The organism is Streptomyces sp. NPDC006510, from assembly GCF_040611955.1.
Taxonomy (GTDB): Bacteria; Actinomycetota; Actinomycetes; order Streptomycetales; family Streptomycetaceae; genus Streptomyces.
On sequence record NZ_JBEXPH010000075.1, the window covers coordinates 25,570 to 38,483 of the forward strand.

The following is a 12,914-nucleotide window of genomic DNA, read 5'->3' on the forward strand; positions in this document are numbered from 1 at the left end:
GAGTCTCCTCCCTCAGGGCCGGCGGGCGGCGACGGTACGGAGCCGGACCGGCACGGACTCGCGCGTCCTGATCCGGACGGGAAGCACGATCTGCTCGGCGCTGCGGTACGGGTCCTCGCCCGCCGCGCGCTCCGCGATCCGGGTGACCAGCTGCTCGACCGCCCGGCCGCCGATCTCCCTGGCGGGGAGCCGGGCGGCGAAGCTGGTGAGCGGCAGCAGATCGTAGGGGCCGGCGTCGTCCATGCCGGCCAGCACGATCTCGTCGGGTACGGCGATGCCCAGCGAAGCCAGATCGGCGGCCGCGGTGGCCACGGCGAAACCGTGGGCGCACAGCAGGGCGGTCGGCGGCTCGGGTGAGCCGAGCAGGTCGGTCAGCAACTGCTTGCGGTCGTCCTCGGACAGCGCCGTGTACGAGCGCAGCGCGGTCAACTGGGGGAGCAGGGGCTGGTCATGGGCGCGCAGCGCCTGTTTGTGCCCGGTCATCCGGTCGTGGACGCTGGTGCACTGCGTCTCGCCCCAGAGCGTCGCGATCCGCTCGTGGCCGTCGGTCAGCAGATGTTCGGTGAGCCGGTAGCCGACGTCGTAGTTGTCGGCGGTGACCGCGTCGATGGCGAGGCCCGGAAAGTACCGGTCGACCAGGACCATGGGGATGCGCAGGCGCCTGATCTCGGCGAGGACGTCGGGATCGGGCGCACCCTGGACCGGATAGAGGATGATGCCGTCGACCCGGTCGTCGACGGCCTGGCGGAGTGCCTGGCCCTGGCGGAGCAGCGACGCGTCGTGGGCGGCGTGCCCCGTGTCGGTCATATGGACGGCGGAGTCGGAGAAGAACAGCCGCATCCCGCGCTCCGAACAGCCGGACTCGATCCCGCGCAGCACCTCCGACTGGTACGGCCCCTGGCCGCTGATGATGCAGGCGATCACCCCGGACCTGTGGGCCGGAGCGGGCTCGGCTGTCCGGTCCCCGGGGTCGGCGACAAAGGTCCCCTGGCCGCGCCGTCGAACCAGCAGCCCTTCCGCGACAAGGTCGTTCAGTGCCCGGACGGCGGTGGTGGAGCTGACTCCGAAGCGTTCGCGCAGCTGGTTCTGAGTGATGAACGGAGCACCGGCCTCGTACTCGTCACGTGCCACCTCGGCCCGCAACTCGTCCTTGATGCGCTGGTACTTGGGCCCGGACGTACTCATCCAGCCACCACCCCCTCGGATTTGACGCGTCAATCGGCGTTGATCTCAGTGTGGTGGGGGTTAACGCATTATTTCAAGAGGGTTGCAGGGAAAGGATCCGCAACTTAGTGCGTCAAGCTGGGGGTGTTTCGCCTTAATGCGTCAACTCGGTGCTCCGGGCCATCCCGTGGCCAGGCCAGGACTCAGCCGGTCACGCGGGGCGGCGGTGCCGTGCTGGCCCGCACCACCAGACGCGAAGGCACGGCGAGCGTGCGCGGCGAAGCCGTCGCGTCACCGAGGGCCAGCAGCAGCGCCCGGCGGCCGATCTCCTCCAGCGGCAGCCGTACGGTGGTCAGCGCCGGCGTGACGTCGCAGGCCACGGGCAGATCGTCGAAGCCGACGACGGAGACGTCCGAGGGGACGCCCCTGCCGAGGTCGTCACGGAGCGCCGCGAGCGCACCCAGTGCCATGGCGTCGTTCAGCGCGAACAGCGCGGTGATCCCCGGCGACCTGCGGAACAGCCGCACCGCCGCGGCCCGCCCGCCGTCCCGGGTGAAGTCGGACTCGACGCGGTGGTGTTCCTGGACGACCACACCCAGTTCGGCGGCCCGCTCCAGGAAGCCGTGCAGCCGTTCCTGTACGGAGACCAGTGCCAGCGGTCCGCAGATGACGCCGATCTCGGTGTGCCCCAGCCCGGCGAGGTGCTCGGCGACCGCCCGGCCGCCCTCGCGGTTGCCCGGCACGATGGTGTCCACCGGAAGGTCCTGGTGCGCGACCGCGGTCACCCGGCCGCCCTGGGCCGCGAAGGCCTCCAGCTCCTGGGTGAGCGCGGGGCTCCCACCGGTGAAACCCGAACCGGCGAGGACCACGGCGCGGGCCCGCTGGGCCCGCAGGCGGGCCACGTACTCCGCCTGGAGTCCGGGTTCGTGGAAGGTGCCGGCCAGCATCACCAGGAGCTTGTGGTCGCGGGCGACCTCCATGACACCGGCCGCGATGGCGGAGTAGTAGGCGTCGTTCACATCGTGCACGACCAGACCGACGATGGACGTCGTGGACTGCACGAGCGCGCGGGCCGGCGCGTTGGACACGTAGCGGAGCCGGGCGGCCGCCTCCAGGACACGCTCCTGCAACTCCTGGGTGACGTTGCGGTCGCTGTCGCTGAGGACGCGTGAAGCCGTGGCGAGAGAGACCCCGGCGTCCTGCGCGACCTGCTGGAGCGTCACGGCGGACGACGGGCGGGGGCGGGCTGAACGTCGATTGACCTGGCTCTGCATAAGGCTACGATAGCCGTACTGAAAGCGTTTTCCCATTGCGCACGCCATAGGAAACCCGCCACCGGGACCCTCCCGCCTGCGAGGTCAGCCCGTGCGCCACCGGCCCGGGACGGCCGCCGGCATCGCAGTCGCACAGCGGTAGACGGCATCGTCCCGGAAGGCGTACCGCCGCTCCGTCTCCGGAGTGAGCCGGACACCGAGCCCCGGGGCCTGCGGGGCGAGCAGGCATCCGTCCGTCAGTCGGAACGGCTCGACCAGCAGCTCCGACCGCAGCGGATACCGGGGCATCGGCCACTCGGCCAGCCGTCCGCCGCCGGCGAAGGCGGCGTGATAGTTGGCCGCCTGGCACACGGCGCTGCCCCAGCAGTGCACCACCGCGTCGACGCCGTGCTCCGCCGCGCCCGCGAAGACGGCCAGCGTCTGGTGCATACCGCCGACGACCGTGGCGTCCGGCTGCACCAGGTCGTAGTACCCCGACGCCATGCGCCCCAGCAGTTCCTGTGCGGTGGTGACGGTCTCCCCGCCCGCCACCGGACAGCCGGCCGCCCTTCGCAGAGCGGGGTACCCGGCGGTCCGGGCGGGCCCCAGCGGCTCCTCGACAAAGCGCACCGGCCACCGGGAGCCGGCCCTGACCGCGTCGAGGAACGCCAGCGTGTCCGCCACCGACTGGCCCGGGTCCGCCAGATTCTGCGCCATGTCGACGGCGATGCCGATGCCGTGCGCGGCCGCGTGCTCCAGCGTCCACACCGCCTTGTCCGCTTCGTGGCCCCGCGCCCTGATCTTGAAGGTGTCGATGCCGAGGGCCGCGACGGCGGCGATCTCGGCCGCCATCGCCGACGGGGAGGTCGAATCGCCCCCGCTGGCGTAGAGCCGGATCGCGTCCGTGCGACGGCCGCCCAGCAACTCGTACGCGGGCACGCCCGCCCGCTTTCCGAGGGCGTCGACCAGGGCCGCCTCCACGGCGGAGACGACATGGCGGGCCGCCCCCTGGAGGCTCCAGTAGCCCGTCACGAGCACCATGTCCCGGTACCGCTGCGCCAGGTCCCCGGCCGGACGGCCGACCAGATAGGGGGCGATCAGATCGACCGTCGACACGAAGACCTGCGGCGCGAAGACGGCGAGATAGCCCTCGCCGAGCCCGGTCGTGCCGTCGTCCAGGGTGACCTCGACCAGACCGGTCGTGCGCCGCCCCGTCGGCAGCGCCAGGCGTACCTCCAGATTCTCCGGATCCGCGTAGGGGGCGCTGAGCAGCACCGGCCGGATCGCCGCTATGCGCACCCCGTCGCCGATCGGTGCACCGGAGTACGGGGAATGTGGTTCGGACATCGTCGCGTCCTCAGAATCCTCTGGACCACTGCACGGGGTTGCGCAGTGGTGAACCGGCATGGAAACGGCGCCAGTTGTCGGCGAACAGGTCGACGACCCGGGCACTCTCGTCGGTGGAACCACCCGCGGTGTGCTGGGTGAGGATGACACCGGGGCAGCTCCACAGGGGGTGACCGGCGGGCAGCGGTTCCTCCCTGGTGACGTCCAGCACCGCTCCGCCGAGCCGTCCGGAGCTCAGCTCGGACACCAGGGCCTCCTCGTCCACCAGCGATCCCCGCCCGGCGTTCACCACAACGGCCCCCGGCCGCAGCAGGGCCAGCCGCCGCGCATCGAGCAGCCCGCTCGTCTCGGGCGTGCCGGGCAGCAGTCCCACCACCACGTCGAATCCGGGCAGTCGCTCATCGAGCTCGGCCAGGGTGCGGATGTCGCCGGAGCCGCGTGCGAAGTGCGCGACGGGGCAGCCGAACGGGCCGAGCAGCTCGGCGAACCGCCGGGCGATGGACCCCCGGCCGAGGACGAGCACCCGGGCCCCGGTCAGCAGACGGAGCCGGGGCCGCACGGCGGACTTCGCCCAACTGCCCTCGGCGCGCAGCCCGGAGAGTCGGTCGATGCCGCGATGGAGCGCCAGAATTCCCGCCAGACAGGACTGCGCCACCGGGTCGGCGAAGACATCACCCAGGTTGGTCACGGTCAGCCGGCGGCCGAGGACGGGCCAGTCGAGCCCGAGATAGTCGTCGATCCCGACCGAGGCGAGCTGCAGCCACCTCAGCCGGGGCGCCTTCGCCACCCAGTCCGCCCGCGGATTGCCGAGCGCCGTGCCGGCCTCGGCCAGGGCGCGGGCATCAGCCTCGGACCTGGTTCCCGGTTCGGCGAACCACACGGGCCCGGGGCCGAGTTCACGCAGCCGGGCGCGCTCGGCAGCGGCGAGCGGCAGTTCCACGTACAGACCGGTGCCGTCCGTTTCCGGGTTCACCACGGGTGCTCCGCGAGGTACTCGGTGATCCGCTCCCGGCCCCACTCCCCGTCCGCGACGGTGACCCGGTAGCGGCGGGCGAGAGTGTCGCCCGGGGCGAGCTCCAGTTCCTCGTGGAACGCGTAGGAGGGGGCGACCGCGGCGAAGGGTTCGTCGCGGACGAACCAGTGGGCCGGGTGGGTGCCGCCCGCTCCCGTGTGATCGTTCTCCGGGGCGTGCTGGAAGATCAGTGTGGCGTGCCCGTCGGCGCCGTCGTGTTCGGCGCTGTAGGCCAGCCAGGGTGCCTGCGTTCCCATCAGTTCCGGGCCTTCCCCGTCCGGGCCGAGGATCCGGCCACCACGGAAGGCGCGCGGCCCGCGCCAGAAGAGGCCGGTGTAGCCGGCCGCCTCCCGGCCGTGGGTGGTCGGGCTGCCGAAGAGCAGCGGCTCGGTGCGCCGGTTGGTGATCGCGCTGGACCAGGTCAGCGTCCAGCTGCCGCCGGTGGCGTCGGAGCCGGATCCGGCGTGCTCGACGTCGTGCAGTTCGACGCGGCGCACCTCGTCCGCCCAGTGCGTGCCGTCGTTGTGGCGCCAGCTCAGCCGCTCCGCGATGACCGCGCGCCCGGCGTCCGCCGCCACCTCGTCGAATCCGATGTGGGCCATCGACCCGACCCGTTCGGGCAGCGGCTGGTAGTCCTGGCCGTGCACATAGGTGTTGCCTCCCCACAGGTTCTGGCCGGAGAGATGGGAGGCCGTCATCTGGAGGCCCTTGTGCCAGCGGTGATCGTTGGGCCGATAATCGGTGACAACGTTGTCGGTCAGCGTGCGGATGGGGTGGATGTACGGCTTGGGGGCCTCCCAGGCCGCTTCCGGGCGGTAGACGTAGCTGATCAGATCGATGCCGCCGCGCTCCTCCGTGACCGTGATCCGGTCGCCGTGGGCGTGCGTGATGCGCAGTGGACTGCTCATGTCCCGAGTCTCCTGGGGCTGGAAAGCGCTTACCGCAACCTAGGGCCTTCGCCGGAGGCGCGTCAACAAAGAACCCTGGGTGTCAGGTGGGAATGGGAAGACGTCCCGTGGTTCATGACGTCCTTCGGCCGCTGTGGACGTTGCCGGCGGGTGTCGGCCTCGTCCCGCGCCGGATCGGCCCGGACGGCGCACGGGACCGCATAGCTCGATCCGAGCCGAGTGCAGAGCACACGTGCGCGGCGAGTCATGGGGCGAGCCGGCTGCCGGTGACGGCGGGCCGCACGGTCGCCGTCGCCGAGGCCGCGTCGACGCCGCACCGCCGGAGCCCGGAGAGGTCGATGGGCATGCCGTCGGAGCGGACGGAGGAATCGCACCAGCTGTGCCCACCGGACCGGACCGCCACCCGGAGTCCGCCGGATCGGGCCGGCGCGACGGCTTCGGAGCCGTCGTGTGCCGAAGCGGCCCGCACGATGATCTGCGGGAACCGTGACGGCTTGAGCCGGGCTCGCCCGATCTCGTACCGGAGCGTGCCCGGATGCTGCAGGGGTGCACGATCTACACGAGCGGGGCCCCGTGCCCGATGTGCATGAGCGCCATCTACTGGGCCCGCATCGGCACCGTCTACTACGGCTGTGACTGGAAGGCGACTCAGAAGATCGGTTTCGACGACGCTTTCCAGTACGCCGACTTCGCCAAGCCGCCGGACCGGCACAGCATCACACTCGAACAGATCCATCCCGAACTGGGTCCCGCGTCCTACCGGGCCTGGGCGGACAAGGCGAACAAGCACCCCTACTGAAAACAGCGACGGAGGACCGGGGGATCGGGGATCCGGGGCGGGCCGCGGAGTCGGCCCGGCGCGGCGGCCGACGGCTTGCCGCTCACTCATGGAAGAGCGACAAGACGTCGGCCGTTCGCGTGAAGCAGGTGTTACTTGGGCGGACGGATGCTTCCGCCGCCCATGTTGCCCTGCTGGTCACACTGTTCCTGCAGCTTCCGGGCCTTCTCCTGGAGCCGCTGGCGCTGCTCAGGGTCGGTCGTACGCTCGGCGGCCTCGGTCATGTGCCGGGCCTTTTCACGCAGCTGCTGCGCACGGTCACCGGATTCACGTGCAACGCTCATCATCGCTCCTTAGTGCGGTTGGGAAGAGCGGGCTCCATCAGAGAACCAGCGCCGTCCGACCGCCGCACCTCGAATCGTCACTCAGAGTCACGGTCTCCAGTGGGGTGCTGCGACGCTGGCATGATCGAGGGCATGAACGAGAGCATCATCGCCGCGTGTGACGGGGCGTCCAAGGGTAATCCGGGACCTGCGGCCTGGGCATGGGTCGTGGCCGACGCGCAGGGGCGGCCGGAGCGCTGGGAAGCGGGACCGCTGGGTACCGCCACCAACAATGTCGCCGAACTCACCGCCCTGCGGGAGCTGTTGGATTCCACGGACCCCGCCGTGGCGATCGAGGTGCGGATGGACTCGCAGTACGCGATGAACGCGGTGACGAAGTGGCTGCCGGGATGGAAGCGCAACGGCTGGAAGACCTCGGCCGGCAAACCGGTGGCCAACCGTGACCTGGTGGCCGGTATCGACGCCCAGTTGACCGGCCGGATTGTGCGCTTCACCTACGTTCCCGCCCACCAGGTGGACGGCGACCCGCTCAACGCACTCGCCGACCAGGCGGCCAGCGAGGCCGCGGTGGCACAACGGCCGGCCGGAACCGCGCACGGCTCCACCCAGTTGCCGACACCGGCTCCCGCCCGTGCGACCGAGGGCCGGCGTGGCGGAGCGGCGACGAAGAAGACAGGGGGTGTGGCGCGCACCGCCCGTTCCGGCGGAACCATCCGGGCCAAGTTCGCCGGTCGCTGCCACTGCGGAAAGCCCTACGCGGCCAAGGACTTGATCGCCAAGAACCCCAACGGCTGGGGTCACCCGGAGTGCCGCACCGTACCCGCCTGAGGCGCACCGCAGGCCGGAGCGGGCGAGTGGCCCCGCGGGACCGGGTCCGCGTGCCATGATGCGGATCCGGCGGCGGCGTCAGCGCATCCCTGAGCCGATGCCGACGCCGCTCGCAACTGCGGGACGCTGGGGGGCGGATGGAAAACACGGGCACGGTTCTGCGCGAGCTGCGCGGCGCACAGAAGACGGCCAAGGGGGTGTCGCTGTACTCGCGGTACGTGAACCGCCCGGCCGGCCGGGTGTTCGCGGCCGTTGCGTACCGGATCGGGCTGACGCCCAACCAGGTCACCCTGACGAGCGCGGCATTCACCTTCGCCGCCATCGCCTCGGTCGCGCTCGTCCGCCCCTCCTTCGGGCTCGCGGTCGCGGTGTACGCGGGCCTCGCCGTCGGCTTCGCCCTCGATTCCGCCGACGGGCAACTGGCCAGGCTCACCGACCGGGGAGGCCCGGACGGCGAATGGCTGGACCACGTCGTGGACTGCGCCAAGCTGATCCTCGTACACACCGCCGTGCTGATCTCGTTCCGGCGGTTCTCCGGACTGCCCGGCGAGGGCTGGCTGCTCCTGCCGCTGGGCTTCCTGTTCACGGCCGTGCTGACCTTCTGCGCGGGGCTGCTGCGCGAACAGCTGGGAAAGGCGGCCGTCCGCCCCGCCGGGGGCACCGGCGGCGCCGCCCCGGTGTCGCGGCTGCGCGCCGTGGCACTGCTGCCCGCCGACTACGGAGTGTTCTGCCTGGTGTTCCTGCTCCTCGGCGACCGCACCGCGTTCCGTATCGGCTATGCGGTGCTCGCCGTGGTGCACGCGCTGTTCCTGGTGGCGTTCCTCGCCAAGTGGTTCAGGGAGCTCAGAGCGCTCCGGACTGCGGACTGACGAGCGTGTCCAGCGCCCGGCGCAGCTGGGTGCTGGACGTGTGCACGGTGTACGGGAAGTAGACGACCTCCACACCGACCTCGGCGAAGTCGCGTTCCAGCCGTTTTCCCTTCTCCGTGTCCCGCCAGTCGTCCCCCTTGAAGATCACGTCGAACCTCACCTGCTGCCAGGTCTCGACCTTGTCGGGCACCGTCTCGACGAACGCCGCGTCCACGTAGCGCACGCTGCGTACGATCTCCAGGCGCTCCGGCAGCGGAATCACCGGCCGATGCCCCTTGGCGAGCGCCGCCATCTCGTCCGAGACGACTCCGGCCACGAGGTAGTCGCACTGACTGCGGGCGTGCCGCAGGATGTTGAGGTGTCCCACATGGAAGAGGTCGTAGACCCCCGGCGCGTAGCCGACCCTGTGCACCATCCGTTCTCTCCCCCCACGGTGAACGTGATGTCCGTGTCCCGCGGCAGTTGTCCGGACATGGCATCCGGTGCGGTGGGATATCGGTATCGGTGTTGATGGTGCAACGACCTTACTGTGACGACCACTTGCGCATCACGTGAACGGATAAGCTCGCTTTTGGGACTGTTCCCTGGGGGGAACACAGATCGTTCCGGGGGGAAGGCGAGCGTCCATGTCCGATGCCGATCGTCACACGCCGTTCGAGGGCCGCACCCTGCTGGTCGTCTCGACGAACTACGCGCCGGAGCTGACGGGCATCGGCCCGTACGCCGCGCAGCTCGCCGAGCACTGGGCCGCGGCCGGGGCGGACACCCACGTACTGACCGGGATGCCGCACTACCCGTCCTGGCGGACCGACGCGGAGTACCGGGGGGTGTGGCGGGTCGCCGAGAAGCGGTCCGGAGTCACCGTGCACCGGCGAAGACACTATGTGCCGCCCCGTCAGACCGCCCTGCGCAGAGCCGTGTTCGAGGCGTCCGTGCTCGGCCACGGCCTGCTGTCGCCGCCCGCCTCGCGCCCGCCGGACGCGGTGGTCTCCCAGATGCCCAGCCTCGCCGGCGGTGTCATCGGTGCCCGGCTGGCCGCCCGCCACCGGGTCCCGTACATACCCGTCGTACAGGATCTGATGGGCGCCGCCGCCGCGCAGAGCGGCATCCGGGGCGGAGGCAGGGCGGCAGCCGTCGCCTCGGCCGCCGAACGGTACGCGCTGCGCTCCGCGGCCCTGGTCGGCGTCATCCACGAGAGCTTCGTGCCCCGCGTCACCGCGTACGGCGTGGACCCCGGGCGCATCCGCACCGTGCCCAACTGGTCGCATGTGCGGGCTCCTTCCGCCGACCGGGCCGGCACCCGGGCGCGGCTCGGCTGGAGCGAGGGCACCCCGGTGGTCCTGCACTCCGGGAACATGGGGCTCAAACAGGGCCTGGAGGTCCTTGTCGACGCGGCCCGGCTCGCGCCGGAGATACGCGTGGTGCTCATGGGCGACGGCAATCAGCGCGAGGCGCTGCTGGGGCGCGCGGCGGGCCTGCGCAACCTCGACATCCTGCCCCCGGCCGACGCGGGCGAGTTCACGGACATCCTCGCCGCCGCCGACGTACTCGCGGTGACACAGCGGGCGTCCGTACTCGACATGAGCGTCCCGTCCAAACTCACCTCCTACTTCGTCTCGGGCCGGCCCGTCGTGGCCTCGGTCGCCGAAGGGGGAGGCACCGCACAGGAGGTCCACCGGTCCGGTGCCGGGCTCCTCGTCGCCCCGGAGGACCCCGCGGCCCTGCTGTCGGCCGTGCGCAAGCTCGTCGAGGCGCCGGCCGGCGCGGACGCACTCGGGGCCAACGGGCCGCAGTACGTCGCACGTCACCTGAGCCGCGAGGCGGGCCTGGCCCGCTTCGACGCCCTGCTCACCGAGGTCCTCGCGGACGCACAAGGGAGACCACGTCGATGAACCAGCCGATCCGCGCCCTGGAGGACCAGGACGAACCCGCGCTGCTGAGGGACCAGTTCCGCCAGCTCCTGGGCTACCGGGCCCTGCTCGCCTCCGGCGTGGTCGTCGGGCTCCTCGGCGGCGGCTGGCTCGCGCTGAGCGGCGAGGAGAGCTACACATCGACGGGCGAGGTCGTCGTACGCTCCGCCGCCTCGGACCCCTTCGCTGCCGGTGCCTCCGCCGACAAGGGCATCAACATCGGCTCGGAACGGCAGACCGCCGTCAGCGACACCGTGGGCACCCTGGCCGTCACCACCCTGGCCGGACAGGGCGACCGGGTGGAGGTCGGGCCACTGCTGTCCGGTCTCCAGGTCACCAACCCGCCGAACACCCTCGTGCTCCGCTTCTCCTACACCGGCCGTACCCCCGCACTGGCGAAGACGCGGGCCCAGGCGCTCGCCGACGCCTATCTGGAGATACGGCGGCAGCGCACCGAGAACAGCATCGCCCACATGGTCCAGGGCTACCGCGCCCAGCTGACCCCGCTCACCGAACAGCGGGACCAACTGGCGGAGCAGGCCGCCGGGAGCAACGACGTGACCAGCGCAAGGGCCAACCTGGTGGTCGCGATCTCCGAACTCACCCGGAAGATCTCCGAGTTGCGTGCGCTGGACACCACCCCGGGATACCTGACGAAGAAGCCCGCCGCCCCGAGCCGACCCACCGGCGCCGGACTGCCGCTGCTGCTGGGGCTCGGCGGTGTCGTCGGCCTCGCGCTGGGACTGCTGCTGTCCTGGGTGCGCCTGGTCTTCGACCCGGCCGTGCGCTCGACCCGGGAGCTGGTCCGTTCACTCGGTGCGCCGCTGCTCGGCACCCTGCCCAGGGAGCGCGCGTCCGGCGGCACGGTGCTGGCCATCGGGCGGAGCGGCAGCAGACTCGCCGAGGAGTACCGGGCGGTGGCTTTCCGGCTCGCTTACGATCCGTCGTTCGCCCAGCGCCGCAGGCTCCTGGTCACGGCCCCACGCGGGGACGGCGCGGCGGCGACCGCCGCCGCGGCCAACCTGGCCGCGGCCTTCGCCGAGATGGGACGTGACGTACTCCTGGTCGAGGCCGATCTGCGGACCCCCGCGCTGGCCAGGGACCTGGGCCCGGCGGTGCAGGGGCCCCTGCCGCGCTGGGCGGCCCGGGGCGGACGGGCCTGGCCGTCCGACAGCCGGATGAACGTCGACGTACCCGGGTCGGGCGCCTTCACCCTGATAGCGGGCCGGCGCACGGACAATGTGCCGCGCGCCCTGACGTCGGCGCCCGTCGGCGTGATCGTCGCCGAGGGCGACCGGCCCGGCGCCGTCGTCATCGTGCTGGCCCCGCCCGTGCTGTCGTACGCCGACGCCGTTGCGCTGATCGACCGGGTGGAGGGCGTCGTGGTGGTCTGCGACCCGCGCGAGGTCCACCGCAGCGACCTGGAGCGGATCCGGGAGATCATCGAGGCGGCGGGCGGCTCCGTGCTCGGCGCCCTGCTGCACCCCGGCCTGAGCCGCCACGAGCGCCGGGCCCGCAAAAAGGCCGCCAAGCGCCGCACGGGCGGTGGGCGGCCGGGCCGGGACGGCGGGGGCTACGGCCCGGAACACACCGGTGACCCCACCGAGACGCTGGGGCTGCGCCCCTACGACTCCACCGCCGGACACAGATGAGGGCACGGACCGCGATCGTCTGCTCGGTCGCGGACCAGGGGGTGGCCGCGCTCACCAACATCCTCGTGCTGGTGACGGCCGCCCGGCTCTCCACCGTGGCCGACTTCGCCCGCTTCTCGGCGGTCTACCTCGTCTTCACGGTGCTGCTGGGAGTGTCCGGTGCCTACACCGGGCAGCCGCTCGTGCTGCGGCGTGGCGGGAGCGAGGAGGTGCGCGGCGCCTGCCGGTCGGCGCTCACCTTCACCCTGCTCGCGGCGGCGGTGCTCGGGGCGCTGCTGGCCGGAGTCTGTCTGCCGCTGCCGGGCGGCACCGCGCAAGCGCTGATGGCGCTGGGACTCGTCCTGCCGGTGGTCCTGGGCCAGGACACCATGCGTTACGCCTTCTCCACCCTGCACCTGCCGCATCTGGCGCTGGCGGGCGACGCGCTCCGGCTGGTCTGTGTGCTGGGCGCGCTGACCGTACAGCCGCCCGGCGCCCCGGCCGCCCGGCTCGTCACCGTCTGGGGGCTCGCCGCACTGCCGGGCCTGCTGCTGTCGGCCGCCCTGCTGCACCGCAGGGTGGCCGGCACACCACTGCGGCTGAAGGTCCTGCTGCGGCGCGGCCACCTCGGGCGGCGCTTCGTGGTGGAGTTCGCGGTGGGCAACGCCACCGGCCAGCTCTCCGTGCTCGGGCTCGGCGCGGTCGGCAACCCGCTGGTGGTCGGCGCCCTGCGCGGCGCGACCACCCTCTTCGGACCGCTGAACGTGCTGTTCACCTCGGCCACCGGCTTCGGCCCGCCCCTGCTGGGAAGGCTCGCCGACGAACGGCGCAGGGTACGGGCCGCCGCGACCCTCGCAGCCGTCCTGGCGG

At 71.9% G+C, this 12,914-nt stretch carries 14 protein-coding genes; 6 read left to right on the forward strand and 8 right to left on the reverse strand.

What is annotated here, in order from left to right:
- Positions 1–12: 12 nt before the first annotated feature.
- The 6 genes from ABZY11_RS22560 to ABZY11_RS22585 all read right to left on the reverse strand — a co-directional run bounded on the left by ABZY11_RS22560 (position 13) and on the right by ABZY11_RS22585 (position 6,153).
- Complete coding sequence (locus ABZY11_RS22560) at positions 13–1,185, reverse strand: GntR family transcriptional regulator (RefSeq protein WP_356480861.1); 1,173 nt, start codon at positions 1,183–1,185, stop codon at positions 13–15.
- 182 nt (positions 1,186–1,367) lie between these two features.
- Positions 1,368–2,438 (reverse strand): LacI family DNA-binding transcriptional regulator, encoded by a 1,071-nt coding sequence (locus ABZY11_RS22565; RefSeq protein WP_356480862.1) that lies wholly within the window; start codon positions 2,436–2,438, stop codon positions 1,368–1,370.
- Between the two features lie 84 nt (positions 2,439–2,522).
- Positions 2,523–3,764, reverse strand: coding sequence for a mandelate racemase/muconate lactonizing enzyme family protein (locus ABZY11_RS22570; protein WP_356480863.1), 1,242 nt, complete (start codon positions 3,762–3,764; stop codon positions 2,523–2,525).
- A gap of 10 nt (positions 3,765–3,774) precedes the next feature.
- Positions 3,775–4,740 carry a D-2-hydroxyacid dehydrogenase gene (locus tag ABZY11_RS22575; RefSeq protein WP_356480864.1) on the reverse strand — a complete coding sequence of 322 codons (966 nt, stop codon included), beginning with the start codon at positions 4,738–4,740 and terminating at the stop codon, positions 3,775–3,777.
- Positions 4,734–5,684 (reverse strand): PmoA family protein, encoded by a 951-nt coding sequence (locus ABZY11_RS22580; protein ID WP_356480865.1) that lies wholly within the window; start codon positions 5,682–5,684, stop codon positions 4,734–4,736. Before ABZY11_RS22580 ends, ABZY11_RS22575 begins: the two co-directional genes overlap by 7 nt.
- Before the next feature lie 244 nt (positions 5,685–5,928).
- Positions 5,929–6,153 (reverse strand): FAD-binding protein, encoded by a 225-nt coding sequence (locus ABZY11_RS22585; RefSeq protein WP_356480866.1) that lies wholly within the window; start codon positions 6,151–6,153, stop codon positions 5,929–5,931.
- A 66-nt stretch (positions 6,154–6,219) separates the two neighbouring features.
- Here ABZY11_RS22585 and ABZY11_RS22590 point away from each other — a divergent pair, with 66 nt between their 5' ends.
- Positions 6,220–6,483 carry a nucleoside deaminase gene (locus ABZY11_RS22590; RefSeq protein WP_356480867.1) on the forward strand — a complete coding sequence of 88 codons (264 nt, stop codon included), beginning with the start codon at positions 6,220–6,222 and terminating at the stop codon, positions 6,481–6,483.
- A gap of 131 nt (positions 6,484–6,614) precedes the next feature.
- Here ABZY11_RS22590 and ABZY11_RS22595 read toward each other — a convergent pair whose 3' ends face one another.
- Complete coding sequence (locus ABZY11_RS22595) at positions 6,615–6,806, reverse strand: DUF6381 family protein (RefSeq protein ID WP_356085331.1); 192 nt, start codon at positions 6,804–6,806, stop codon at positions 6,615–6,617.
- Between the two features lie 132 nt (positions 6,807–6,938).
- On the opposite strand from ABZY11_RS22595, the gene ABZY11_RS22600 reads away from it, so the two are divergent.
- On the forward strand, positions 6,939–7,634 hold the full coding sequence (locus ABZY11_RS22600; RefSeq protein WP_356480868.1) for a ribonuclease H: 696 nt from the start codon (positions 6,939–6,941) through the stop codon (positions 7,632–7,634).
- Positions 7,635–7,771: 137 nt separating this feature from the next.
- Positions 7,772–8,503 carry a CDP-alcohol phosphatidyltransferase family protein gene (locus ABZY11_RS22605; RefSeq protein WP_356480869.1) on the forward strand — a complete coding sequence of 244 codons (732 nt, stop codon included), beginning with the start codon at positions 7,772–7,774 and terminating at the stop codon, positions 8,501–8,503.
- Here the strand turns inward: ABZY11_RS22605 and ABZY11_RS22610 are convergent.
- Positions 8,478–8,918, reverse strand: a complete 441-nt coding sequence (locus tag ABZY11_RS22610; protein WP_266692647.1) for an adenylyltransferase/cytidyltransferase family protein — start codon at positions 8,916–8,918, stop codon at positions 8,478–8,480. The two genes, ABZY11_RS22605 and ABZY11_RS22610, sit on opposite strands and share 26 nt — an antisense overlap.
- Positions 8,919–9,129: 211 nt before the next feature.
- On the opposite strand from ABZY11_RS22610, the gene ABZY11_RS22615 reads away from it, so the two are divergent.
- The 3 genes from ABZY11_RS22615 to ABZY11_RS22625 all read left to right on the forward strand — a co-directional run.
- A complete protein-coding gene (locus ABZY11_RS22615; RefSeq protein ID WP_356480870.1) occupies positions 9,130–10,395 on the forward strand; it encodes a glycosyltransferase in 1,266 nt (421 codons plus the stop codon).
- On the forward strand, positions 10,392–12,065 hold the full coding sequence (locus tag ABZY11_RS22620; RefSeq protein ID WP_356480871.1) for a lipopolysaccharide biosynthesis protein: 1,674 nt from the start codon (positions 10,392–10,394) through the stop codon (positions 12,063–12,065). The genes ABZY11_RS22615 and ABZY11_RS22620 overlap by 4 nt, the downstream gene beginning before the upstream one ends.
- Positions 12,062–12,914: hypothetical protein (locus tag ABZY11_RS22625; RefSeq protein ID WP_356480872.1), on the forward strand; the 853-nt coding region annotated here is incomplete at its 3' end. The genes ABZY11_RS22620 and ABZY11_RS22625, both read left to right, overlap by 4 nt.